Genomic DNA, 25,756 nt, shown 5'->3' on the forward strand with positions numbered 1-25,756 from the left:
AGCCCGCGGGCGGGCGCGGGCCGCCTGACTGGTTACCCCTGATCAGGATCAAAATGCTTGCGCAAGCCTTGCCAGCACTCGAAATAGCCGGTTTGCAGCAGGCCGCCATTCAAGGCGAACGGCGTAGGTTTGAGGATGGTGCGCGTCTCGAACATGAAGGCCATGGTGTCGGCCACTTTGACGGGCGCGGACGTGTCGCTCTGGGAAGCCTTCTCGAACGTCTGCGCATCGGGACCGTGGCCCGACATGCAGTTGTGCAGGCTGGCGCCGCCGGGCACGAAACCGGCCGCCTTGGCGTCGTACACGCCGTGGATCAGGCCCATGAATTCGCTGGCCACGTTGCGGTGGAACCACGGCGGCCGAAACGTGTGCTCGGCGGCCAGCCAGCGAGGCGGGAAGATGGCGAAGTCGATGGCGCCCAAGAGCGGGTTTTCGCTGGGAGCTTGCAGCACCAGGAAAATCGACGGGTCCGGATGGTCGTAGCTGATCGAGCCGATGGCGTTGAAACGGCGCAAATCGTATTTGTAAGGCGCGTAATTGCCGTGCCAGGCCACCACGTCCAGCGGCGAATGGTCCAGGGTCGTACGCCACAAATGGCCGCCGAACTTGGCCAGCAACTCGCACTCGCCATCGATATCTTCGTAGGCCGCGTGCGGCGTCAGAAAATCGCGTGCATTCGCCAGGCCGTTCGAGCCGATGGGCCCCATGTCCGGCAAACGGAAGGCCGTGCCGAAATTTTCGCACACATAGCCGCGCGCCATGCCATCCGGCAAGGTCACCCGGAAGCGCACGCCGCGAGGGATGACGGCGATTTCCTGCGGTTCCAGCTCGATCAGGCCCAGTTCCGTGGCAATTGCCAGCCGGCCTTCCTGCGGCACGACAAGCAATTCGCCATCGGCCGAATAAAAGAAGCGCTGCATGGAGCGGTTGGCCGCATACACGTGGATGGCGCAGCCGCTCATCGCTTCGGCGCTGCCGTTGCCGGCCATCGTGTGCCAGCCGTCGATGAAGTCGACCGGCGTACTGCTGTCAGGCAGCGGCAGCGGGTCCCAGCGCAGCTGGTTCGGCGGCGTGGGGGGCATGGCATGGAAATCGCTGACGATGTTGTTATTCGCCAGCATGGCAAACGGCGGATGCTGGCTGGCCGGGCGGATGCGGTACAGCCACGAGCGCCGGTTTTGCGCGCGCGGCGCCGTGAAGGCCGTCCCCGACAATTGTTCCGCGTACAGGCCCAGGGGCGCTTGCTGCGGCGAGTTTTGCCCATGCGGCAAGGCGCCGGACACGGCCTCCGTGGCAAATTCGTTGCCGAAGCCGCTTTGGTAGCCGGCCCCTATCATGCGCTCACCACCAGGCCCTCGGCAGCGTCGCGCAGCAAGCCCTGCACCACGTCGGCCTTGCCGATCGCGCCCATGGCCAGCAAGGCAAAGCGGGCGAGGAACAGCGGCGAGCGCTGTTCGCCCAGGTCGCCCATGGTGTGGCACAGTTCAGTATATAAATTATCGAGTTCGATGTCGTTCATGTTGTCTCCTTGTTACTCTGATTGGGCGATGCAGACCGCCGCCATCGCTGCCGCCACCTGCCCCGCCGTCACTTGCCGCCAGCGTCCCAGCACGTGGCCGTCCGGACGCACGAGGTAAAACGTGCCTGGCTGTGCGTCAAACAATGAGAATACCTGCGCAGTGTGGTCCCAGGCGCACAATTCGCCACTGGCCCCGGCCGGATTACGGGCCAGCGCCACGGTGGCCAATGGCCATGTATCGCGCAGCGCCAGCAATTGCGGGGGCACGGTGCCATCCTCGCTGAAATACAAGCCCGTAAAGTCGCCATCCGCACCTTGTACCAGATCGGTAATATACCCCGCTTTTTGTCCGCCGCTGTGTGGCAGCGCCAGCGGGCACTCCGGCAAGACCGTACCCGGCGCGGGCCCGGCCGTGAACACATCCGGGTCGGGCGCGTTCAAGGGCGACTGCGCATACGCGATGGCGCTGGTCTGGCGCGGATTGATCAGCGAGCGCACGTGCGCATGCTTGCCCGCCAGGCCAAGCACGGCCGTGCGCATCAGCTCGAAAGCGAACGTGGGCGGCGCCATGAATTCCGTGCTTTTCGTGCCGTGGCGCAAGTTTTCACGGGCGGCGAACACGCGCTCGTCCGAATAGCTGTCCAGCAAGCCATGGGGTGCCTGCCCTTTGACCACATACGCGAGCTTCCAGGCCAGGTTGTCGGCATCGTCGATGCCGGAATTGGCCCCGCGCACGCCGAAGATGGGCACCAGGTGGGCCGCATCGCCCGCGAACAGCACGGGGCCGTGCCGGTATTTGTCCAGGGTCAAGGCGTTGGCTTTATAAATGGTGATCCACACGGGATGCCACGGCGCAGTTTCCCCCATCATGGCCAGCAGGCTGTCCACGCGGGGCGCCACGTTTTCCAGCAACACGGCCGCCTGCGCGTCCTCGTCATCGCGCAACTGGTAATCGATGCGCCAGATATCGTCGGGCTGCTTGTGCACCAGCACGGTCGAACCGGGGTTCGACGGCGGGTCGAAATACGCCAGGCGCTCCGTCGGGCGGTCGCTCTTCAGGTGGATATCGACGATCACATAACGCCCCTCGTAACTGGTGCCCTGCAATTTGAGACCCAGCGCCTCGCGCACGGCACTGCGCCCGCCATCGGCCGCCACCAGCCAGTCCGTATCGATTTGATACGCATCTTCCGGTGTCGTCACCGTCACGCTGGCGCCATCGGCGCGACGATCCACGCACGTGACTTTCGTTTGCCAGCGGATATCGATCAGCTCCGGCAGGCGTTCGGCCGCGTCAAGCAGGAATTGCTCGATATGGTATTGCGCCAGGTTGACCATGGGTGGCAATTTCTGGTTCGCGTCTTGCGGCATCGTAAAGTGCAGCACTTCTTCCTCGCGGTAAAAGCTGCGCCCGCCCGCCCACGGCAAGCCCTTGGCCAAAAAGCCGTCGAGCGCGCCCAGGCGGGCTATGATTTCCAGGCTGCGCCGCGAGATGCAAATGGCGCGGCTGCCCGTGCACACGCCATCATCCGCTTCGATCAGCACAGAGCGCACGCCGTGGCGCGCCAGGCCCAGGGCCGTGGCCAGTCCCACGGGACCGCCGCCGATGATCAGTACCGGTACATGCTGCGTGCCGGCGCCCACCGGCTTGCCAGGCGGATAGACTTTCGGCACATGGGGATAAGGGTGAAATGTGTCGCTCATGATGCTTTCCTCTTCAAGAAGGTGTTTTACCAGTACGCGCAATGGGCAGGGTCAGCACGATGGCCGCGCCTGCCACGAGCAGCACGCTGGCATACAGCAAGCCCGTGGCAAAGCTGTGCGTGAAATCCTTCAGCCAACCCACGACGACGGGGTTCAGGGCCGAGCCAATATTGCCCGTGGCATTGATGACGGCGATGCCGATGGCCCGCGCGCCCAGGCTCAGTGCCCGGTCCGGCGTCGTCCAGAAGACGGACATGGCCGTATAGGCGCCCGTCGAGGCCATGCACACGCCCAGCAGCTGCACCACGGGGTTGCCGGAATACGCAGTCAGCAGCCAGCCAGCGGCCGACAGCAGCATGGGCCAGACGATGTGCCAGCGGCGTTCCTGCAGGCGGTCCGAGCGGCGGCCCCACATGACCATGCCGATGACGGTACATACCTGCGGGATAGCGGCCAGCAAGCCGATTTTCGTGTTGCTGGCGTCGCCGCTGAAGCTCTTCACGATCAAGGGTGTCCATACGGCAACCATCGCCAGGGTATTGACCAGGCAAAAATAGGCGATACCGAATTTCAGCACGGTAGACGACAGCATTTCCGCCAGCACCGAGGTTTTCGTTTGTCCTGCGGTTTGTGGAGCTGCCGGCTTGTGCTCGGCCGCCAGCATGCGCGCCAGCACCTGCTGTTCCAGCTTGCCCAGCCAATGCGCCTTGTTGGGCGAATCGTCGAGGTAGCCGTACACGGCCAGGCCCAGCAGGACGGATGGCATGCCTTCAAGCAAGAACAACCATTGCCAGCCCTTCAAGCCCCAGTGGCCGTCCAGGCCCAGGATCAGGCCCGACAGGGCCGAACCGATGGCGGCCGTGACGGGCATGGCGATCATGAACAGGGCGTTGGCGCGTGCGCGGTAGGCGCTGGGAAACCAATACGTCAGGTACAGCAACATGCCGGGCAGGAAGCCCGCCTCCGTCACGCCCACCAGGAAACGCAAGGCATACAGGCTGGCCGGGCCGCTGGCGAACAGGGTCGCCGTCGAGGCCAGGCCCCAAGCGATCATCATGCTGCCGATCCACTTGCGCGCGCCGATGCGGGCCAGCACGATGTTGCTGGGAATGCTGCACGCGATGTAGGCAATGTAAAACAGGGTGGTGGCAAAGCCGAACTGGGTGCCGGACAAGCCCAGGTCTTGCATCATCGTCAGGCCGGCGAAGCCGATATTGATGCGGTCGAGAAAGGAAAACACGAACAGCAGGAACAGAAATCCCAGCAAATGGCGCGATACCTTGCGCATCACCTGCTGTTCCAGCTGATTGGCGGCCGCGTCAAGAACGGGCGCATGGGTGGCGGGGGTGGCCGCTTGGGCGATGGTCATGCTTGTCTCCATAAGGTGTCACTCTCCCCTTGTTGATTTTATTGGGTGAGAGTTGCCGGATGCTCCGGCTTGAGACACAGTATGCAGACGACTACGCCAACGGCTGTCCCCATTTTGGGGACAGCCGCTGGCCAAAAGGACTAACCGCGTTTCTTGATGGGCACGTTGTCGATCTTCTGGTTGCCATAGCTGAAGGAACCGTGGCCGCTCCAGTTGTTGTCGGTCACGAAAGTCGCTTCAAACTTGGCCAGGTAGCTGCCGATGGCCGGTGGCGGCACGGACACCACGTATTCGCCGCTCAGGCTGAAGACGCGCGTGGCATTGCCCAGGCCCAGGCCATGCACGGGGCCGCTGACGGGACGGATCACCACGCGGCCATGCGGTGGCGCGATCGATTGCGTGATCAGCGCTTCGCCGCTGACGCTGCCGTCGTCGGGATTGTAAAACAGGGCGAGATTCAGGATGGGTGCGCCGGGCAGACCGAGATTGCCGGCGATCAGATAGACATGTTCTACCGCATTCAATTCAGATGAGGACACAATGAACTCCTTATGGGATGATTCCTGAGCCATGAAAAGGGAGATCGCGCGCGGCGACAGGCACTGGCTATCAGCCTTGCTGATGGCGCTTCAGCGCATCAACACTCTGCCGGCAGCATAGCCTTTTTTTTCATATCAATATGCTCACATTATTGCCTTGAATTCCAGTATTTTTGTGCACTGCCCCCTATGCACGGCGCGCTAGCATTTATACGGCATGCGGGCTTAGACATAACGCAAACAATTGGCGCTGGCTGGCAATGCCCAGCCGTTTGTACGCGCGCTTCTGATAGGTGACGACGCTCGATGGCTGCACGCCCATGGTCTCCGCTATTTCCACGGCAGTGAGCCCTTCAAGCACGCCGCGCAGCACGTCGAGTTCGCGCTTGCTCAATTGCGGGCCATGCTGGCGCAGCCGGGCCAGCATCATGGGCGAGACGCCTTGCGCGGGCTGTCCATTGATGCTGTAGTGGTGTCTGGCCGCATGCGCGAACAGGGGTGACAGGGTTTCGATGGCGGCGATTTCGCCGGGCTGGAACTGGCCCTGGCTGCTGTCGCGGTAGAAATTGACGGACAGCCAGATATCGCTGGCCGGCTGTACCAGCAGGGACAGCCGGTCCGACACATTGGGTTTTTGATAGCAGACGGCGCGGTAGCCGGGGTGGCGGATCTCGTCGCTGGCTTGCTGGTGCAGCACGATGGCGGGATCGATGTAGGGCCGGGCGGCGGGCGCGATGACGCTCTGGTTGCCGTCGAGCGCATAGTAATGACGCGCGTAGCTGTCGGCAATATCCTGCAGAAAACGCCCGCCGCGCCGGTCGGCCACGGCCACCGTGCGGGGCCGGTTGCCGAATTCATAAGCGAAGATCGTGCACTGGGCGATGGATGCTGCCGCGCCGGCCGTTTTCAGGATGGCGCTTGCCATGGCATTCACATCGGCATGGCTGATGGCGGCCACCAGATCGAGGGCGCGCCCCAGATCCAGCTGCCCTTCCGCCTGCCGCCGCTCTACCTGCCAATAGCGCATGGCTGCCTCCCGTGACGCTTATTGTTGACGCTGCGGCAAGACCCAGTCCGGGCGGATGTAGTGGCAGGTATAGCCGTGCGGCAAGCGCTGCAGATAATCCTGATGCTCCGGTTCCGCTTCCCAAAACGGGCCGGCCGGCGCCACTTCCGTCACCACCTTGCCGGGCCACAGGCCGGAAGCGTCGACATCGCGGATGGTCTCTTCGGCCATGCGTTTTTGCTCGTCGCTCGTGTAAAAGATGGCCGAACGGTAGCTCGTGCCGCGGTCATTGCCCTGGCGGTCTTCCGTGCTGGGGTCATGGATCTGGAAGAAGAATTCCAGGATCTTGCGATAGCTGATGGTGTTCGGGTCGAAAATGATCTCGATCGCTTCCGCATGCGTGCCATGGTTGCGGTAGGTGGCGTTGGCCACATCGCCGCCGCTGTAGCCCACGCGCGTGGCAAGCACGCCCGGATAGCGGCGCAGCAAGTCTTGCATGCCCCAGAAGCAGCCGCCGGCCAGGATCGCGGTTTCGTTATTTTGTGTCATGTTGTTCATTCCTTGATCTGAGAACCTTATCTTACCCTGTCGCGGCGTTTTCTTCAGCGGGCCAGCAAGCGCTTCAGCTGCGCCGCCTGGTAGGCGCCGATGGCGTCATTGAACAGGCAGCGGATCAAGGGATCATCGACGATGTCCGCTTCCATCAGCTCGGCCTGCGTGGCCGCGTCGAAAGGGCCATCGTTGATGCGCATGTACATTGAAGTCAGCGATTCGCCCAGCACCAGCGCCGCATGGCACTTCGCCAGCGGCACCTCGGTGGTCCAGCCGGGCGCCTCGCCGGTGGCGGGCACCAGGTCGATCAAGTCGCCATGCGTGCGGTAATGCAGCACGGTGGCCGCGCCGTCATGGCCATACAGCGACAATCGCCACAGGCGCGGCGCCTGGAAATAGCTGTCCTCGGACAGCTCCATGTCGCGGTAGCGCTCAAGCAAGCCGCGCTGGCAAAAATCGAGCACCAGCGCCGCGTCGGCAGCGCTCAGGGAGGCGAAACGCCGGGCAACGTCAGCCGTGGCGGGCGGCGGCGCATCGGGACGGTAGTCAAAATCCACGTCCTGCGGCCCGACGGGGATGACCCAGGGCAGCGGCGCGGCCGGCGTCAATCCTTGCGCATCGAGCAGCACGGACGTGGACGGGTCGAGGCGGAAGATGTGCACGCCGGGCAGCGCGGCGCCGATCTCCTGCGCAAACTGGCGGTAGGTAATGGGGAACATCGCGTGGTTGTACCAGGACCAGTCTTCCTGCACGAACTGGCAAGAGCTGGGCACGATGTAACGGGGCGCCAGGGCCTGCAGTTGCGGCACCCAGTCATCTGGCAAATCCACTGGGCCTCGCGTCGCCAGCGACGGCGCGATGACGGCGATCTCGCGCATGGTCTGGAACGGCCACAGCACCATGTCCCAGGGCGCGAAGGCGGCCAGCTGCTCCAGGGTTTCGGGGCCGATCCAGGAATCGACGACGTTGAGCACATTCAGGCCGGCGGCGCGCACCTGGAACAGCGAGTCCACATCGTCGTCCAGCGCACGGCGCGGGATCACCTCGATGGCGCCCACCCGCACGGGCACGTCGACGTGCAGCCGCTCGACGGCGGTAAACCCCAGCGCGCGCAGCATGGCGAACAGTTCGTCGAAGACGCAGTACAGGTAGATGGGCGTGGCGCGGTCGAGCACATCGAGGCTGTCGAGCGAGCAGTGGTCGTCGTGGAAGTGCGAGATAAAGACGGCATCCCAGCGCAGCCGGCGCACGGCATCGAGGTCGAAGCGCACCGAGGGAAAGGCGTGGCAGTTGCGGCTGAACGGATTTTCGACGATGGGGTCGAAGGCGATGGCCGTGCCTTCGCATTCGAAGACATAGCCGGCGTGCAGGATGCGGGAGATTTTCAGGGGCATAGGAAGCTAAGAATACCCAACGGCGTGAATGCTGGGGTCAGACCCGGCGGGTCTGACCCCGGAACTTGCTTTGGGGGTGAAGATAATTGACGAGGAAATGCTTAGTACGGATTATTCAGCACATCCATCGCGAAGTACGTAAAGATCATGTCCGCGCCCGCGCGCTTGATGGCGCCCAGGGTTTCCTGCACCACGCGGCGCTCGTCGATGGCGCCCGCCTGCGCGGCGAACTTGATCATCGCGTACTCGCCGCTGACCTGGTAGGCGCCAATCGGCAGGCGCGTCACTTCGCGCAGGTCGCGGATGATGTCCAGATAGGCGCCGGCAGGTTTCACCATCAGCGCATCGGCGCCTTCGGCTTCGTCGATCAAGGACTCGCGGATGGCTTCGCGGCGGTTCATCGGGTCCATCTGGTAGGTCTTGCGGTCGCCCTTCAGCGTGCTGCCTGCCGCATCGCGGAACGGGCCGTACAGGCCGGAAGCGAACTTGGTGGAATACGCCATGACGGGCGTGTCGTGGAAGCCGGCTGCATCCAACGCGCTGCGGATGGCCGCTACCTGGCCATCCATGGCGGCCGATGGCGCGATGATATCGGCGCCCGCCTGGGCCGCGATGACAGCCTGCTTGCCCAGGTTCAGCACCGTGCTGTCGTTGTCGACCGTGTCGCCATGCAGGATGCCGCAATGGCCGTGGTCCGTGTATTCGCAGAAGCAGGTGTCGGACATGACCACCATTTCCGGCACGGCGTCCTTGATGATGCGCGACATGCGCGCCACCAGGCCGTCCGGGTTCAGGGTGTCCGTGCCGTGGCTGTCCTTGTGGTGCGAAATGCCGAAGGTCATCACGGAGCGCAGACCGGCGCGCGCGTAGCGCTCGACTTCCTGCGCCAGCTTCGCTTCGGGAATGCGGCGCACGCCGGGCATGGACGTGATGTCGATGAAATCGCTGGAACCTTCGTCGACGAAGATCGGCAGGACCAGGTCGCGCGGATTGATCTCGGTCTCGCGGAACAGCTCACGCAGTTGCGGGGTCGCGCGCAGGCGGCGCATGCGCGAAGTTGGGTAGTGTGCTGGCATGGGATGACTGGCTTCAGGTTGGGAACGCCGATAAGTATACGCCGATCACGCCGGTTGCGCCGGGCCGTCCGGCAAAAAATCCGCCCAGGTCAAAAAATGCCGTCGGGTGCTTTCATTGCGCGTGAAGCAAAGCCGTCACTTGCCAGCGCATGTCCGCCGCCAGTTGCAGCAGCATGGCGCCGCGGCGTCGCGCCTCGGCACGCTTTTTCGACGGCAGTTGCTCCAGGTCCGGCATCCTGCAAGGGCCGCATGGCAGGCGGTAATTGCCGTCACTGGTAGGCAGCGCATGCAGTTCCTGCCACGCCAGGTCGTAGTCGCAGGAGATGTGGCGGCGCCGGCGCCAGTTCAGCGCGATGCGGTTGGCATTGCTGACCAGGTCCAGATGGCCGCAGCCGAAAAAATCGCCCAGGTCGCGCAAGGCGGCCACCATCAGATTTTTTGGCCGGCAGCCGTGCAGCGCCCGCGTGGCCGCTTTCACCGCCTGGGCGCCGGCGGGCGAGCGCAAGCCCTGCAAGGCGCCCAGCTGGATGGCGCAGCCGCCAGGCTGCGGCCGGAACAGGAAACCGGCCAGATACAGCGAGACGCCGTCGCGCGTCAGGCGCAGGCACAGGTCGCCCTCGCGGTGGCTGTCGTGGATAGCGGTCAGCTGCAAGCGGTAGGTGGCACCATCCCTGCCCTCGATGGTGGCCAGCACCAGCGCGCGCCGCGCCGCGTATTCCACCAGCGGCCGCGCGCCAGCCTGCCACAGGAAGCGGTAATGCCCGCGCAACAGCTCCACGCGCGCCGCGCAGGGAAACTGGCGGCTGGCGTAGGGCCGGTAAATTTTATACAACATGCTGGGATGGGCTTGCGCCAGCGCCGCCAGGCCCGGCGTGCCGGCAATGAAGGCTTGCCAGCGCGCGCGCTGCAGGGGAAAGACCAGCGCGCCCAGGGCGGCCTTGATACGGTGTCCGTGCGGACGCAGTGCCGGCTGCTGCGGCGCGGCGTTGTCGCCGGTGGCGCTAAAAGTATGCATGCGAACGACTCTACTGAACGGGACGCGGCGACGGCCGCAAACAGCCCGTCACAGGCTGCTGCGCGTGCGCAGCCGCTCTATGCCGGGGTAGAGCGAATGATAGGGGGAGGTGAAAACGAAGGGGGTTACAAGTTGGTAATGTCGACCTGGCGTCTGGCGCACAAGCACATTATGGTATGGAGCCGGCTGCCGCCACCCTGAGGCCGCGCTTGAGCCGCTGCAGCAGCCAGCGCCGTGCCGGCACTTCCAGCAAGCGATAGCTGATGTTACTGACAAAGAGCAGGATGGCGGTGAAGATCGCCGCCTTCATCATGTAGTCCGCTATGCCCGTGCCCGGAAACATCAGACGCAGCGGCTTTTGCAGCAGCATGACCAGCGGCACATGCAGCAAGTAAATGGCATACGAGCAGTCGCCCAGAAAGGCTGCCGCCCGGCCCTCGAGTATCGCCGGCCGCAGCCTGGCGGCGAGCCATACTGTCCCAGGTAATACGCCCATCACGACGATGCCCAGCGGTATGACATCGGCGGTATCACCCACCGCATAAAAGGCGCCAAAGACGCCAAGCGTCAGGGCCGCAAAATAGGCCAGTATCCAGGCATGCATGCGGCACTGGAACAACAGCAAGCCGCCTGCAAAGCCCAGCAGGCCACGCAGCAAGCCTTCGTGCAGGTCGTCCGACTCATAGCCGGCCAGGTAGCGGTTCATCCAGACGGCGAATCCCCATAGCAGCAGCACCGAGCCAAGGTGCAGCGCGAGCTTCCAGCGCAAAGTATGCATGTCCATGCGGACGGCAGGGAACCAGATCAGATTGATGCACACCTCGACGAAAATCGACCAGCTAGGTCCGTTCCAGGGAAAGGTAGACACGCCATCCTGCAGGCAGGGCAGCATCAGCGCATTGGGCACGAAGCATGCGATGTTAGCCGGCATGGTGCCGATGCGGCTCTTGATCACGGTAACGGCGAGGGCCGCCACTAACGCGACGGCGTACAGCGGATACAGCCTTGCAAAGCGGTTGTGCAGAAAGGCTCTGAACGGCATGCCAAGGCGGATCCGCTCTTCATAGCTATGTGCCATGACCCAGCCGGAGAGGATGAAAAAGAAGTCGACCGCCAAATAGGCGTGCGTGACCTTGAAGCCGAAGATGAACGGCAGATGATACACGGCGACCAGCAGCGCGGCCAGACCACGCAAGCCATCGAGAGAAACGATACGGCCGCTGAAATGGCCATTCTTCATGCCAGCACCAGTCATGCTTACCCCCGATATCCGCCTGTCGAACTGGCGCACCGCGCCAGCAATGAAAACCAGGCAGATATGGCGATCACTCGATGCAGCCTCCCGACGACGGGCAGGATCCACCGTCAAATGGCGATGCCACAAAAAGTATCAAAATTATATCATGATATTTTATTAAAAAGAAAATATGACAACACTTATGTCAAAAAAAACATCGCGACTAGCAAGGCTGGCTTAGCGGACAGCAAAACCGTCCAGTCTGAAACGCAGCCGCAAGCCCGGCGCCGCATCCTCGATCTCCAGGCTGCCGCCATGCAGGGCCGCGATGGCCGCGACGATGGACAGGCCCAGGCCATTGCCGGGCAGGTGGCGACTCTTGTCGAGCCGGTAAAAACGCTGCGTCAGCTTCGGCAGTTCTTCCGCTGGCACGCCGGGGCCGTTGTCGCGCACAGCCAGCCAGCTGCCCTGCTCATCGCTGCCGGCCGACACTTCCACCGTGGCGCCCGGCCCCGCATACTTGATGGCGTTGTCGACCAGGCTGGCCAGCGCGCTGCCCAGCAGGTTGCGGTCGCCGCGCGCCGGCACGCCCTCGCCATACATCTGCACCAGCAGCACGCCCTGCTCGTCGGCCGTCGCCTCGTACATTTCCACGATGTCGGCAGCGATCTGATGCAGGTCGATGTCATCGAAATTCTCGGGGCGCATGCCCGATTCGGCGGCCGCGATCTGCAGCAGCTTGTCGAACACGCGCGTCAGGTCGTCGATGTCGTCGATGGCCGCCTGCGCCGCGCTCTCAAAGCCGGCCACGCCCTGCTGCTGGCGCAAGGCGCCATCGAGCTTGTTGCGGATGCGCGCCAGCGGCGTGCGCAAGTCGTGCGCAATGGCGTTCGACACGTGGCGCACGCCTTCCATCAGGTGTTCGATGCGATCAAGCATGCGGTTGATATCGCGGCTCAACAAGCCGAATTCATCCTCGCTGGCCACGGGAATACGCCTGCTCAGGTCGCCTGCCTCGATTTCTCCCGCCGTGCGGCGGATTTGCCCGATGCGCGCCTCGATCTGACGGCGAAACAGCCAGGCGCCTGCCACCACCAGCAAGATGGCCACCCCGCCGCCATAGGCCAGCGAGCGCAGCACCAGGGAGCGGATCGACTTGCCCTCCTCCATGTCGCGTCCAACGAACAGGCGCGCGCCGTCCGCCAGGTCGCGGATCAGCATGCGCGCGGGCACCCTGCGACCTTCGCGCGTGACGTCGCGGTGCAGCAGGCGGCCGACGGGGCTGGCAAGGTCGGGCCACGACGACAGATTGCCCGCCACGCGGCGGCCATCGGCGTCCACCAGCAAGAAGATCTCCGTGTCGCTGTCGGTGCGGTCGGTGAGCAGATGGGCGATTTCCGCCGTCGTGCGGTTGCTGCCGCCCTGCTGGTACAGCGCGGCAAGGCGCTCCGAGAGCAGGGTCAGCTTGCGGTCCACGCTGCGGTCCAGCACGCCGATGGTGCCAAAATAGAATACGGCGCAGACAATGCTGATCGACACGACCACCAGCACGCCATAGCCAAGCGCCAGGCGGGCCGCGATCGATCGGTGCCAGTTACGCACCATCGATCACGCCCAAGGTGTAGCCGACGCCGCGCACCGTGTGGATCAGCGGCGGCGAAAATTCCTTGTCCACCTTGGTGCGCAAACGGCTCACCTGCACGTCGATGACGTTCGTCTGCGGGTCGAAATGGTAGTCCCACACGGCTTCGAGCAGCATGGCGCGCGTGACGGACTGGCCCTGGTGGCGCATCAGGTATTCCAGCAGGCGAAATTCGCGCGGTTGCAGGGCGATTTGCCGGTTGGCGCGCGTCACGCGCATGGTGCGCATGTCGAGCACCAGGTCGGCCACCTGCAGCTGCGTCGATTCGGGGACGGGCGCGGCGCGCCGCAGCAGCGCCTCGATGCGGGCCAGCAGTTCGGCGATGGCGAACGGCTTGGACAGGTAATCGTCTCCGCCGCTGCGTAGGCCGCGCACGCGCTCGTCGACGCTGGACAGGGCCGACAGCACCAGCACGGGCGTGTTGCGGCCCATGCCGCGCAGACGCGCGACGATGGCCAGGCCGTCGATCTCGCCGGGCAGCAGGCGGTCGAGCACCAGCGCATCCCAGTCTTCGCCGCAGGCCAGGCGCATGCCGTCGATGCCATTGTCGCAGGCGGTGACGTCGTGGCCCGCCTCGCGAAGGCCGGCACAAATGTAACGGGAAGTTTCGGCTTCGTCTTCGATGACCAGGCAGCGCACGGGGAATTCCTTGTAAAGATCGGGACAGTAAACAGACGCAGCATACGCCAGGCGCGCGCCACTTGCCAGCCCCGTCGCGAGCCCGTGCCGCCACGGGACATTCCGGCCTAGTTACATTTTCCGCGCAGCTTGGCGATCGCCACGAAGGGCAAGGCATACACGCCGCCGATACCGATCGGGCCGATGTTGGTGGGCTGGCGCTTCAAGCCATCGGCATGCAGGCAGTCAGGCACCTTTGCCTCGGCAAAGGCGGCAGCAAACTGTTCATATTTCCGGTCGGCGCGTATCGTCACCTGCTGCATGGCCGGCTGCGGCAGCGCGTCGCGCACCTGCGCCTCTTCCGCCAGCACAGCGCGCACGGCATCGCGTATCATCGATTGCGTCAGTTGCGGAACCGGGACGGGGGCGGCGTCAAGCGCTTGCGCGCCGGCTTGCGCCGCGAGGCACAGCCAGGCCACGGGGACAAGATTGCGTACCATTTTCATCGTCATCATCCATGCATGCCAGGTTTGCAATATTTCCCATAATATAGCAGCATTCGTGCGCGCCGCCGCGTGCGGCAAACGATGACAGGGTCGGGTACAATACAGCCTCGACAATGTTTGGCCGCGCCTGCGCGCGCATGTCCACATGTTTTAACCGGCGCCGCCCGGCTTGCCGCGGCCTGCATAGCCACCACTGCCACTAACGAACAGCAGGCGCGCCCGGCGCGCGCCACAGACAAATACAGCCATGAAATCGACCCACTCTCTCGCACTGGCGCTGGCCATGGCCATCACCTGCGGCAGCGCCGCCGCTGCAGACACCAAACAAACCATGCTGTTCGATGAAATTCCCATCGGCAGCTGGAGCACCTCCGCCGAACTGGGCGCCATCACCACCTCGGGCAATACGGTCGGCACCTCGGTGACGGGCAAGATCGACGCGCGCCAGGAACTCGATGACTGGAGCAACCAGTACATCTTCAGCGGCTACTTCAAGGAAGACGAAACGACCAACGACGACGGCGAGAAAGTGCGCGAACGCTCGGCCGAACGCTTTTCCGCCTCCGCCAAGGCCGCCTACAAGCTGATGGCCGACCATGAAAAACTGTTCGTGCTGGCCTCGCACGTGAACGACAAGTTCGGCGCCTACACCAAGTACTCTACCCTGGCCGTCGGTCATGGCTCGCGCTGGTATCAGTCGAGCGACAAAAGCGTCGACGTGGAATTCGGTCCTGGCTATTTCAGCGGCACCAACGACACGGGCGAATCGGAGCACGGCCTGACGGTGCGCGGCGCGGCCGCCATGAAATGGAAAATCAGCCAGTCAGCGATGTTTACGCAAACGGTCAGCGTCGAACGGGGCACGTCGAACACCCACTCCATCGCCGAAACAGCCCTCAGCACGAAAATCAACGGCACCATGCAGATGAAGGCCGCCTTCAGCGCGCGTAACGACACACGCGTACCGGACGACAAGAAAAACACGGATACGCAGACGTCGCTGACCCTGGTCTACTCGTTCTGAGATGCCTGCCACGCTGATGCGGCGACTGCGCCTGGGCGCCCTCGTGTGCGCCGCGGCGCTGCTGAGCGGCTGTGCCGCCGTCACCGTCAGCGCCATTTCTCCGGCCGACTACCTGCAGCAGCGGCGCGGCGACATCCTCACCACGGGAAAACTCAGTGCCTCGGCCAGCGAAGTGCTGCGCATCATCGGCAGCGACATCTCCGCCTGTGTAGCCAATACGGGCAGCTGCCGCGCCGACCTGGCCCGCTCCGAGCTGCTCAGCGACGAGCAGCGCCTGGCGACGCTCTCCGAATTGTGGCTGGAAAGCGCGCTGGCCGAAGAGAGGCAAGGTGGCCATGCCAGCGCCGAATTGCTGGCCGCCTGGCTGGAATCGGCCCGCTACGCCTATGCCTACCTGTTCTACACGACGCGCACACCGGGCCAGCGCGCCTTCGAGGAGCGGCAGACGCAAATCCGCGACTACTATAACTATGCCGTGCAAAAGGCCGTCGGCAACCTGTTCCGCCACCGCGGCGAATACCGTCCCGACGGCCATGTGATCCGCGTCGCCGGCTGGCAGATCGACAGCGAATTGTCGGCCCTGCGCCTGCCCGAGGACGGCACCCTGCCCGAAGAACTGCTGCCGGCCACCTCGCTGTCGTTTTCCGGCCTGCGCAATGTGTACCGGCGCGACGGCTTCGGCGCCGACCTCGTCGCCGTCATGCCCAAGCCAGGCGCATCGAAAGGCGAGTATGTGCCCTACGAGGAAACCCGCTTCCCCGTCGTCACGGCGCTGATCCGCTTCGACGGCAACAGCCTGCAGGAGGTATTGGCCACGCAGCAGTTGATGGTGATGCTGGTGGACCCGACGCGCAGCGAATCAACGCGCATGGCGGGCCAGGAATTGCCCGTCGCGGCCAATTTCACAGCCGGCTATGGCCTGTGGCTGGCCCGTTCCGGCTTCGGCGTGCAGGCGCTGCGCACCCTGTTCGGCCGCGCCGACGGCATTTCGCGCCCGCAGGTGCACCTGATGCAGCCCTACGACCCGAACAAGCGCACCATCGTCATGCTGCACGGCCTGGCCAGCAGTCCGGAAGCGTGGATCAATGTGGCAAATGAATTAATGGGCGACGAGCAGCTGCGCCGCCGCTACCAGATCTGGCAGGTGTACTACCCCAGCAATGCGCCGCTGGCGGCCAACAACGCCGCCATCCGCCAGGCACTGCAAGCCACGCTGGCGCAGTTCGACCCTTCGGCCAAGGCCGATGCCGCGAACGACATGGTCTTGATCGGCCACAGCATGGGCGGCGTGCTGGCGCGCCTGATGGTCTCGGACGCCAGCAACACCCTGCTCGACGCCATCACGGAAGAATACAATTTGAAGGGCAAGAAGGCGGAAAAAGTACGCGCCGGGCTGGCGCCCTATCTGAATTTCACGGCCATGCCGCAGGTAAACCGCGCCATCTTCATCGCCGCGCCGCACCGCGGCACCTCGTTCGCCAATCACAAGGTGGCGCGCTGGATCGCCAACCTCGTCACCTTGCCCATCACCATGCTGGACCAGTTGTCCGACGCGGCCGGCAGCCTGGCGCAGCTCGACACGGGCAGCAGCGAACCGCTGCGCATCCCCAACAGCATCGATAACCTCAGCGACAAGGACCCGTTCGTGCGCCTGGTGGCCGACCTGCCCATCAGCCCGAAAGTGCGCTACTACTCCATCATGGGCAACGATACGCCCGAGCTGCCGCTGGCGGAATCGAGCGATGGCGTAGTGCCCTACGCCAGCGCCCACCTCGACGGCGCGCTGTCGGAAAAAGTCATCCCCTCGTGGCACAGCGTGCAGGAAAGCCCGCAGGCGATCCTGGAAATACGGCGGATTTTGCGGCTGCCGGACTAGGCGAGTGCCATCGTTCTACGCCGGCTCGCGCCACTTGTCCTTGATCTCCAGCATGGCCGGCAAGTGTTCGACAAACAGCGCCAGCAGGTCCGGGTCGAAGTGCGTGCCGCTGTCGCGCTGCATGGTGGCGATCGCGTCCGATACCGTCCAGGCAGGCTTGTACGGACGTTCGCTGGTGAGCGCATCGAAGACGTCGGCGATGGCGACGATGCGTCCTTCGTGGGGGATTTCCTCGCCTTTCAAGCCGTGCGGATAGCCGCTGCCATCCCATTTCTCGTGATGCGTCAGGGCGATGGTGCGCGCCATTTTCAACAGGCCGCCCGCGTGCTCGCCGATGATGGCCGCGCCGATTTCCGCATGGCGGCGCATGACATTCCATTCGTCCGCATCGAGTTTGCCCGGCTTTTGCAAAATGGCGTCGGGGATGCCGATCTTGCCCACGTCGTGCATGGGCGCCGCGTTGAGCAGGTCTTCCGCCCTGCCCGCGCTGTAGCCGGCCGCCAGCGCCAGCTGGCGCGCGTAATAGCTCATGCGGATGACGTGCATGCCCGTCTCGTTATCCTTGTATTCGGCCGCCTGGCCCAGGGTCTGAATCACCTGCAGGCGCGAGCGGCGCAACTCCTCTGCGTCCACCAGCGACAAATGCGTGCGCACGCGGGCGCGCACGATGGGCGGGCTGACCGGTTTGGTGATGTAGTCGACGGCGCCGGCGTCAAATCCGTCCGCCTCATCCTTCACGTCGCACAGGGCGGTGACGAAAATGACGGGGATGGACGCGGTGGCCGGCATGGCTTTGAGCTGGCGGCACACTTCATAGCCCGTCATGGAGGGCATCATGATGTCGAGCAGGATCAGTTCGACGGGGTTGTTCTGCGCCAGTTCCAGCGCCTTCTCGCCATCCTTGGCATACAGCAGGCGGTAATCGTCCTGCAGGATCTGGCGCAGCACCTGCAGATTTGTCGCTTCGTCGTCCACCAGCAGCAGGATCGGTTTTTCTTCGTGTAAGGTCATCGTTAGCCCAATATCAGGAAAGGTCGGCAGGTGCCGGTGCTGCCAGCCACGCCAGCAACTGGCGCAGCACGCCTGCTGCACGCGCAAATTCAAAGTCGTCAATGGCACTGGCCAGCGCCTGCAGGCGCTGCTGCTGACCGTGCGGCGCCAGCATGGCGGCGATCTGCGCCATCAGGACGTCGTCCAGCTGCCCGCCTTCCAGGCTGGCGATGGCTTGCCGCAGCAAGGCGTCAGCGGCGGGCGCATCGAGCGGCGCGCTGGCAGCCGGCGCTGGCATGGCAACGGGCGACACCAAAGGCGCCTCGGCGCCCGCCTCCAGCTCACCGGCGAGCGCCATGAAGGCGGCCGCCAGCTGCACCAGCAATTCGGTCGCCGGCAGCTGGCGCGCGATCGCTTGCTCGATGCGTCCCAGCAGGCTTTCCACCTGCACGAGGCACAGGTTGCCCGCCGCGCCCTTGATACGGTGCAGCAGGTGGCCAGCCACGCTGCCGCCGCCACGTTCCAGCTCTGCGGCCAGCATGGCGGCGCAATCGCCATTGGCCTGCACGAAGCGGGTAATAGCCCGCTGCAAGGGCTCGCGGCCGCCCCACAGCGCGATGCCGCGCTGCCAGTCCACCTGGCCGGCGGCGGCACGCGCCGCCGCGCCGGCCGCAGGCGGCGGCATGGCCACGGCGATATCGAGCAGGCGGGCGATTTCCGCCGTCAGCTTGTGCATTTCCAGCGGCTTCGAGGCGAATCCGTTCATGCCCGCCGTCTGCGCGGCCCGCCGGTCCTGTTCCAGCACACTGGCCGTCAGGGCGATGATGGGCGTCGCCTTCAGGCCCTGTTCGCGCTCGTATACACGGATCAGGCGCGTCGCTTCCAGGCCATCCATGCGCGGCATCTGCACGTCCATCAGGACAATGTCGAAGCTGCCCTTGCTGAATTCACGCACGGCGCTCTCGCCATCGCTGGCGGCGATCACCTGGTGGCCGGCCGCGCCCAGGCTGATCAGGAGCAGCTCCACGTTCTGCGGCACGTCGTCGGCCGCCAGGATGCGCAGCGGCGGCAAGGCCACCACGGGCTGCTCGCTGCGGCGCGCCACAGCCTTGCCCGGCGCCAGCGGCAGCAGCACGTGGAACACGCTGCCCACGCCCAGGGTGCTTTCCACCGTGATGGTGCCCCCCATCAGTTCGACCAGTTGCAGCGAAATCGTCGTGCCCAGGCCCGTGCCGCCAAAGCGTCGGCTCATCGAGGAATCGGCTTGCGTGAACGGGGCGAAGATCTTGTCCAGGCGGTCGGCGGGGATGCCGATGCCCGTATCGTGCACGGCGATATGCACCTGCTCGCCCTGCATGGCGACGGCCACGCGCACATGGCCTACTTCCGTGAACTTGACGGCGTTGCCGATCAGATTCGTCAGCACCTGCTGCACCCGGCGCGCGTCGCCCAGGAAGAACTGGCCCATGCCCGGATCGACATCCACATGCAGCACCAGGTCGCGCGCCTGCGCCGTGACGCGCAGGGAGGCCGCCACGTGGTCGACCAGGTCAGGCAGCGAAAAGTCCACCAGTTCCAGCTCGGTGGCGCCTTTTTCCAGCTTGGCCGTGTCGAGGATGTCGTTGAGCAGTTCGAGCAGCGAACGCGCCGACTGGCGCACCGTGCCCAGATGGCGGCGCTGCAGGCTGTCCAGGGCAGTCCCCAGCAACACTTCCGTAAAGCCGATGATGGCGTTCATCGGCGTGCGAATTTCATGGCTCATGTTGGCCAGGAAGCTGGTCTTCGATTCGGCGGCCAGTTCGGCGCGGTCTTTCGCCGCGCGCAGGTTTTCCTGCATGGCGCGCCGTTCGCTCACGTCGGTGGCCAGCTTGACCACCTTGAACGGCTTGCCGTCCGTGTTGAAGATAGGGTTGTACGAGGCCTGTATCCACACTTCCCCGCCATGCTTGTCGATGCGCTTGTACTCGCCCGTGTTGAACTGGCCATTGGCCAGCTGCTGCCAGAACGCAATGTAGTCCGGCGAGGTGACATACCCCGGTTCGCAGAAGATGCTGTGGTGCAGGCCCAGCACGTCGTCGAGCTGGTAGCCAACCAGGTCGAGGAAGTTCTGGTTCGCCGCCAGGATGCGTCCCTGCAGGTCGAACTCGATGACGGCCATCGCGCGCGAGATGGCCGTCACCTTGCCTTCGTATTCGGCGTTGCGCAATTCGCTTTCCGTGATGTCGAGGATGACGCCGTCGATCCAGCGCACCACGCCATCGTTGTCGAGCACGGGGCCGCTGCTTTCGCGCACCCAGCGCTCGCGCCCATCGCGGTGGATCAGGCGATAGACGTTCTCGAAATCGCGCCGTTCGCCGGCAGCCTGCACGCAAGTGTCGTTGACGCGCTGGCGGTCATCGGGATGCACGAGGTCGAACAGGCTGACCCGCCCTTCGATGAAGTCCTGCGGCATCCAGCCTGTCAGGTTGAAGACGGCATCGCTGATAAAAATCATCTTCCATTCGGGTCCGAAGCTGCAATGGAAGGACACGCCGGGAATATTGCGGATCAGGGTACGGTACTGGCGCTCGCTGTCCTTCAGCGCCTGCTCCATGCTGCGCGAGGAGCGCATATCCGTGACAAAAGCCACGAACAGGGGTTGGCCCGGCGTGTCGATCTTGCCGATCGCCACGCGCATGGGCAGTACGGCGCCATCCTTGTGGCAACCATCGAGTTCCCGGCCACTGTCGAGGATGCGCGAGGCGCCCGTTTCCAGATAGTCGCGCAGATAGCCTTCGTACTCGGCGGCGTCGGCCGGCTGCAGCAGCACGCTGGCGTCGCGCCCCACGATCTCCGCTTCGCGCCAGCCAAACAGGCGTTCCGCGGCGGGATTGAAGGAACGGACCTGGCCCTGGCCATCGATGGTGATCAGGCCATCGGCCGCCGTATCGACGATGGCGCGCAGGCGCGACTCGCTGGCGCTGGCATGGCGCAGCAACTGGCGGTAGCGCAGCAAGCCGTTCGCGGCCACCACGAAGACGGTCAGGGTGACGGTGATCAGGGCCACGGCCAGGGCTACGAACGAAGCTTGTACCGTAATCGTGTTCTCGCCTGCCGTGGGCGTGCCGGAAAAGCGCGCCGCCAGCATGCCCGTGTAATGCATGCCGGAAATGGCCAGGCCCATCACCACACTGCTGACCAGCAGCGCCGCCAGCGGACTGAGGCGCTGACGCAAGGCATTCAGGCCGAAGCGTATCCACAGCGCCAGCATGGCCATGACGACGGCCACCAGCAGCGACAGGACGAACAGCCACGGTTGATAATGCAGGGTCAGCGAAGTTTGCATGGCGGCCATGCCGCTGTAATGCATGGAGCCGATGCCCAGCCCCACCAGCACGCCGCCCACCACCAGCTGGCGCCAGCTGATGCGCGGGCGCGCCAGCAAGTGCAGCGCCACCCACGAAGCGGCCACGCCTGGCAGCATGGACAGCAGGGTCATGCTGGGCTCGAAGGACACGCGCGTGCAGATGTCGAAGGCCAGCATGCCAATGAAGTGCATCGACCAGATGCCGCCGCCGAGCGCGATGGCGCCCGTGATGATGGCTGTCTGGCGCTGGAAGCCCCGCTCGCTGCTGCGCGCCATGCCGGCGATCTGCAGGGCCATGAAGGAGGCGAAAATGGCGATGCCGATGGAAAACAGCACCAGCCAAGCATTGTGCGTGCCATAGATATAGGCAAGCGTATTGTCCGATACATCAAACATGGAACTAAGCATACTGTCGTGGCATAAGGTGAGTGAAACGTGACGTCGTAAAACATGACGGCGCACCGCGCGTGCCGGTGCCACGCCTTTTACTAAAGCGGCAACACAGCGGAAATGACAACGGTAGCAGTCGACCAGGGCAAGGCTCGGTCATCACGCCCGCGCCTGCCGCGCGGGGGAAAGGTGCTTTTTACACAATGAAAAAGCGGAATGCGTACGAACTCTGGCGCGGATGTCTGGCCGCCAGCGTGACGATGATTTTCTAAAGAGCCATGAGTATAGTTGCTTTGCGAACATATTCATAGGACTTCAGCAATATAATGGCAATAAAAGCAACATTCTGCGGCCCTGATGCGACAAGGCCCCGCCGCTCAGGCTGACGGCCACTGGGCGCGTATTGCGGACGATGCCTGATAGGAGGGACCGGCCCGCACGGCCACGGGGATACCGGCCAGCGTACAACGGCGACTCAGCTCGTCCTTGATCTGCCGCAACGACCAGCGCTGCGGAACGGGCAAATCCATGCCGACTACGCGGATCAGCGGGCAGTCCTCAAGGGTCGTGTGCAGCAGCAGCTCCAGGCGCGCCATCGGTGGCCCGCCGCGGTAGACATCCACCGGGCCCGCGTAGCTGACCACCTCCAGCTCGCGTATCTGCTGCGGCGCCAGCTGCAGCTCCCTCTCATGGCCGGGCAAGCGCCGCGCCACCCGGCGCAGCAACAGGCCAGCGTCGTTGATCTCGACATGAAAAGACAGATTGGTATCCGGCAGCAGGACCAGGCCGACAATCCAGATGACCAGCGCCGGCAGGAGCAGCAGCACTGCCTCGCCCGCGTACGACACATCGCGCCAGACGGCTTGCAGGACAAAGGCGAGGATCAGGGCGCAGCCACCCAGCAGCACGCTGCGCCACAGCACGGGACGCAGATTGGCCATCATCGCCGCATGCGAGCTGGCATCGTCAGCCGGCGAAAAACGGATCCATTCGGCGCGCGCCGGCTTGCAAGGCCTGGCGCGATTAGCGCTCAAGCGTCGGGCGCCAGCATGCCGCGGAACCACGCCAGTTGTTCGCGCGTCAGGTAATTGGCGCCATCGCCATGCAGGAGGACGATCTCGATCTCGGGAGGAATCGAAGCGATCAGCTGCGCTCCCGTGATGGGAATCTTGGGGAAGGCGATACCCGCCAGGAAAGCCGGGTCTTCCGCCACCGTCACGCACTGGCGCTCGGGATTGGGCGATGGCACGAGGAACAGGTCGATCTGCTCGCTTTGCCCGCCGATGACGACATGCAATTGCGCGGCCAGCAGTTCGGGCAGAATCAGCTCGATGTTATTCTCGGCGCGCGATTGCTGGAAAGCGCTTTTCAGGGGCGTGAGGACTGGCGTGGCGGACATGGGAGCAGTGTAAAAGTGAAGACGGCGGCAGTGTAGCAGAGGCGCCGCCAGTGCGCGCTCCGCTGGTGCGCCGAAGTAAGGGCTACAGCTTGTAGTTCAAGGACAGCAGCACGCTGCGCGGCGCGCCGTAACGCTCCAGCCCGCCCGACCAGGAATAGCCTAGGCCCTGGTAATAGCGGCGGTCCAGCACGTTATCGACACTCACGCGCAACTGCAGCTGCTCGCTCAGGCGGTAGGCTGCCGTCAGGCCGACGATGGCGTAGCCGCCCTGCTGCGTCAGGTAAGCCGTGTCGCGGCGGTCAATCTTGTCCTGCGCGTAGACGGAGGCGCCCAGATTCCACCGCGCCAGGCTGCCGCTCAGCTGCACAGTCGTGTACAGCTTGAACAATTGCTTCGGCTCATCCGTGGCGATGCGCTGGCCGATGTTCGCCGTCACGCTGTCTTTCGTATACTTGGCCAGTACATAGGTGTAACCGCCCGCGATCTGCCAGCCCGGCACAGGCGATCCCGACAATTGCAGATCGATGCCTTCGCTCTGCACCTGCCCTGCCGCTCGGGCGCAATAGATGGCGCCGCCCGTGGGACAATTGAGCTCGTCGGCCATGGCGCGGTTGTTTTGTTTGATGCGGAACAAGGCGCCGCTGGCATTGAGCCTGCCGCCAAAATACTCGCCCTTGATGCCCGCCTCCAGGTTGGTGCCGCTCAAAGGCGGCAAGGTATTGCCCTTTACATCGAGTACGCTTTGCGGCTGGAAGATCTGCGTGCCGCTCGCATACACGGAATGATGCTGGTCCAGGTCGTAGACCAGGCCCGCATACGGCGTGAACTTGGCGTTTTCCGTCAGGTCGCGGCGCCATGTGGCGTTGGTGGCATACCAGCCCGTGACATCCTGCGCATACCAGCCGAAGCGCCCGCCCAGCACCAGGCGCAGCGGATCGGCCAGGCTGAAGTTGCCGGCCGCATACAGGCCCTTCTCCTCCGTCTTGCGGCCCCAGTTATAGGGCTCGAACGGCCCGCCGCGCATCGGGTAGGCACGGGGATTCCACTGGCGCAGATCGAACAGGCGCGTCCCGGCGCCTTCCCAGCTCTGGCCCGCATCCGAATCGTCATGGCGGTAGCTGGCGCCAACGATGACGTCATGCTGGCGGCCGAACCAGGTGACGGGGCCGCTCAAGCGCCAGTCGGCCACGACTTGTTGCGTGTTGTACTTCCAGCCCGTTTCCGACTGTTCCAGCAAATACGCTTCACCATCGACGCGGCTGTTGGTGGTATTGCGCGTCGATGAAGAGGCATCGATGCGCGTGACGGCGAAGCGGCTGCGCCAGCCCTTCTCCAGCCGCGTTTCCAGGTCCGCGAAGACGACGTTGTTGTCGCGTTTCTGGAAGGAATCGGCATTGTTCAGGAAAGTCGAGCGGGGCAAGTCCATGTGGTGGCCGTCGGGCAAGGTCGGCAAGCCGACGAACACGCCGTCGGTGCGGCTGTGCTGGCGCGAAAAGCCGATGCCGGCCGTGGTCGAAGGCGTCAGGTCCGCTTCCACGATCGCATACACGGTGCCGTTGGTGTTGTTAACCACGTCGACAAAGCTGTCACTGTCGCGCCAGCTGGCCGCCACCCTGCCGCGCACGCTGCCCGATTCATTCAGCGCATTGCTGGCATCCACCGTCAATTGCCGGTCCTTCCAGCTGCCCAGGTGGGCAGACGCGTTCAGCAATGGCGTGGCCGTGGGACGCTTGCGTATCATGTTGATGCTGCCCGACGGCGCGCCCGCCCCTTCCATCAGGCCCGTGGCGCCGCGCACCACTTCCACGCGGTCATACATCAGCATGTCGGCCGAGACGTTGCGTTCATTGAAACCCGTGACATCGAGCGGCAAGCCATCGACATTCACGTGGCTCAAGGCGAAACCGCGCGCAAAATACGTGGTTTCCTGGTCGGATACGCCCTGCGTCTTGCCATACAGGCCGGGTGTGGCGCGCGCCACGTCCTGCAAGGTGGTCAGGTCGAAATCTTCCATTTGCTGGCGCGAAATGACACTCACCGTTTGCGGCGTGTGGCGCTGCGACAGGTTCAGGCCCGTGGCCGTCGACATGGCGCGCGAGGTATATAAACCCGTGCCTTCCGTGGCACGGTCCGCCTCGGCGCTGACGACTACGGCGGGCATGCTGTCCAGGCCGCCGTCGGCCGTGCTGACATTAATCTTGCGCAAAAGATAATTTCCATTGCCACCATCCGTCACTTCCAGGCCGCTGCCCTGCAGCAGTTTTTGCAGGCCGGCGGAGACGCCATGGCGCCCCTGCAAGCCCGGCGTCGCCAGGCCGTCGAGCGCCGTGCCCTGGGTAGACAGGTTGATCCCTGCGGCGATGGCGAACGTGGACAGCGCATCGCGCAGGCTGCCAGCAGGAACGCTGTAGTCGCGCACAGTGGCGGCCGGGCTGGACTCGGCAGCCAACACCGCCTGCGGCACGCCGGCGCCGGCCCCTGCCACGGCGAGGAGCAGGACCAGCGCGGCGCGCACGGCGCCGGTGGTGGGATGGAGCGGCATGCGTGCTGTTGT

At 64.2% G+C, this 25,756-nt stretch carries 21 protein-coding genes; 2 read left to right on the plus strand and 19 right to left on the minus strand.

Annotated elements, in window-relative coordinates; all coding sequences use genetic code 11:
• Nucleotides 1-32 precede the first annotated feature (32 nt).
• The 14 genes from hmgA to CLU92_RS08380 form a co-directional block, all read right to left on the minus strand.
• Nucleotides 33-1,337 (minus strand): homogentisate 1,2-dioxygenase, encoded by a 1,305-nt coding sequence (hmgA, locus tag CLU92_RS08315; RefSeq protein ID WP_101481492.1) that lies wholly within the window; start codon nt 1,335-1,337, stop codon nt 33-35.
• A complete protein-coding gene (locus CLU92_RS08320; protein WP_101481493.1) occupies nt 1,334-1,519 on the minus strand; it encodes a DUF2783 domain-containing protein in 186 nt (61 codons plus the stop codon). The genes hmgA and CLU92_RS08320 overlap by 4 nt, the downstream gene beginning before the upstream one ends.
• A gap of 12 nt (nt 1,520-1,531) precedes the next feature.
• A complete protein-coding gene (locus CLU92_RS08325) occupies nt 1,532-3,223 on the minus strand; it encodes an FAD-dependent oxidoreductase (RefSeq protein ID WP_101481494.1) in 1,692 nt (563 codons plus the stop codon).
• 13 nt (nt 3,224-3,236) lie between these two features.
• Nucleotides 3,237-4,592: an MFS transporter gene (locus CLU92_RS08330; protein WP_257561033.1), complete on the minus strand. Its 1,356-nt coding sequence runs from the start codon at nt 4,590-4,592 to the stop codon at nt 3,237-3,239.
• 140 nt (nt 4,593-4,732) lie between these two features.
• Entirely contained in the window at nt 4,733-5,131 is a 399-nt protein-coding gene (locus CLU92_RS08335; protein WP_101481496.1) for a DUF1842 domain-containing protein, read from the minus strand.
• Nucleotides 5,132-5,339: 208 nt separating this feature from the next.
• Nucleotides 5,340-6,158, minus strand: coding sequence for a helix-turn-helix transcriptional regulator (locus CLU92_RS08340; protein ID WP_101481497.1), 819 nt, complete (start codon nt 6,156-6,158; stop codon nt 5,340-5,342).
• 18 nt (nt 6,159-6,176) lie between these two features.
• The gene (gene msrA, locus CLU92_RS08345; protein ID WP_101481498.1) at nt 6,177-6,686 is read right to left on the minus strand and encodes a peptide-methionine (S)-S-oxide reductase MsrA; all 510 of its coding nucleotides are present in this window, start codon (nt 6,684-6,686) and stop codon (nt 6,177-6,179) included.
• A gap of 53 nt (nt 6,687-6,739) precedes the next feature.
• Entirely contained in the window at nt 6,740-8,083 is a 1,344-nt protein-coding gene (locus tag CLU92_RS08350; protein WP_101481499.1) for an MBL fold metallo-hydrolase, read from the minus strand.
• A gap of 101 nt (nt 8,084-8,184) precedes the next feature.
• Nucleotides 8,185-9,159, minus strand: a complete 975-nt coding sequence (gene hemB / locus CLU92_RS08355; protein ID WP_096235656.1) for a porphobilinogen synthase — start codon at nt 9,157-9,159, stop codon at nt 8,185-8,187.
• Nucleotides 9,160-9,271: 112 nt separating this feature from the next.
• On the minus strand, nt 9,272-10,174 hold the full coding sequence (locus CLU92_RS08360; RefSeq protein WP_101481500.1) for a DUF535 family protein: 903 nt from the start codon (nt 10,172-10,174) through the stop codon (nt 9,272-9,274).
• Between the two features lie 169 nt (nt 10,175-10,343).
• Nucleotides 10,344-11,537, minus strand: a complete 1,194-nt coding sequence (locus CLU92_RS08365; RefSeq protein ID WP_257562393.1) for an acyltransferase — start codon at nt 11,535-11,537, stop codon at nt 10,344-10,346.
• A gap of 111 nt (nt 11,538-11,648) precedes the next feature.
• Nucleotides 11,649-13,016 carry a cell wall metabolism sensor histidine kinase WalK gene (locus CLU92_RS08370; RefSeq protein WP_101481502.1) on the minus strand — a complete coding sequence of 456 codons (1,368 nt, stop codon included), beginning with the start codon at nt 13,014-13,016 and terminating at the stop codon, nt 11,649-11,651.
• Complete coding sequence (locus CLU92_RS08375) at nt 13,006-13,692, minus strand: winged helix-turn-helix domain-containing protein (RefSeq protein ID WP_101481503.1); 687 nt, start codon at nt 13,690-13,692, stop codon at nt 13,006-13,008. The genes CLU92_RS08370 and CLU92_RS08375 overlap by 11 nt, the downstream gene beginning before the upstream one ends.
• A 107-nt stretch (nt 13,693-13,799) precedes the next feature.
• Nucleotides 13,800-14,177: a hypothetical protein gene (locus CLU92_RS08380; RefSeq protein ID WP_143452569.1), complete on the minus strand. Its 378-nt coding sequence runs from the start codon at nt 14,175-14,177 to the stop codon at nt 13,800-13,802.
• Nucleotides 14,178-14,424: 247 nt separating this feature from the next.
• Here CLU92_RS08380 and CLU92_RS08385 point away from each other — a divergent pair, with 247 nt between their 5' ends.
• Both CLU92_RS08385 and CLU92_RS08390 read left to right on the plus strand, forming a co-directional pair.
• Nucleotides 14,425-15,201: a YdiY family protein gene (locus CLU92_RS08385; RefSeq protein WP_101481505.1), complete on the plus strand. Its 777-nt coding sequence runs from the start codon at nt 14,425-14,427 to the stop codon at nt 15,199-15,201.
• Between the two features lie 16 nt (nt 15,202-15,217).
• Nucleotides 15,218-17,077: a triacylglycerol lipase gene (locus CLU92_RS08390; RefSeq protein ID WP_180338463.1), complete on the plus strand. Its 1,860-nt coding sequence runs from the start codon at nt 15,218-15,220 to the stop codon at nt 17,075-17,077.
• 15 nt (nt 17,078-17,092) lie between these two features.
• Here CLU92_RS08390 and CLU92_RS08395 read toward each other — a convergent pair whose 3' ends face one another.
• The 5 genes from CLU92_RS08395 to CLU92_RS08415 form a co-directional block, all read right to left on the minus strand.
• Nucleotides 17,093-18,088, minus strand: a complete 996-nt coding sequence (locus CLU92_RS08395; RefSeq protein WP_101481507.1) for an HD domain-containing phosphohydrolase — start codon at nt 18,086-18,088, stop codon at nt 17,093-17,095.
• 13 nt (nt 18,089-18,101) lie between these two features.
• Nucleotides 18,102-21,809, minus strand: coding sequence for a PAS domain S-box protein (locus CLU92_RS08400; RefSeq protein ID WP_257561034.1), 3,708 nt, complete (start codon nt 21,807-21,809; stop codon nt 18,102-18,104).
• 371 nt (nt 21,810-22,180) lie between these two features.
• Nucleotides 22,181-22,837, minus strand: coding sequence for a hypothetical protein (locus tag CLU92_RS08405; protein ID WP_101481509.1), 657 nt, complete (start codon nt 22,835-22,837; stop codon nt 22,181-22,183).
• Nucleotides 22,834-23,202 (minus strand): hypothetical protein, encoded by a 369-nt coding sequence (locus tag CLU92_RS08410; protein ID WP_101481510.1) that lies wholly within the window; start codon nt 23,200-23,202, stop codon nt 22,834-22,836. Before CLU92_RS08410 ends, CLU92_RS08405 begins: the two co-directional genes overlap by 4 nt.
• An 82-nt stretch (nt 23,203-23,284) precedes the next feature.
• Nucleotides 23,285-25,744 (minus strand): TonB-dependent receptor, encoded by a 2,460-nt coding sequence (locus CLU92_RS08415; RefSeq protein WP_257561035.1) that lies wholly within the window; start codon nt 25,742-25,744, stop codon nt 23,285-23,287.
• Nucleotides 25,745-25,756 lie beyond the last annotated feature (12 nt).

The organism is Janthinobacterium sp. 61 (assembly GCF_002846335.1).
GTDB lineage: Bacteria > Pseudomonadota > Gammaproteobacteria > Burkholderiales > Burkholderiaceae_D > Janthinobacterium.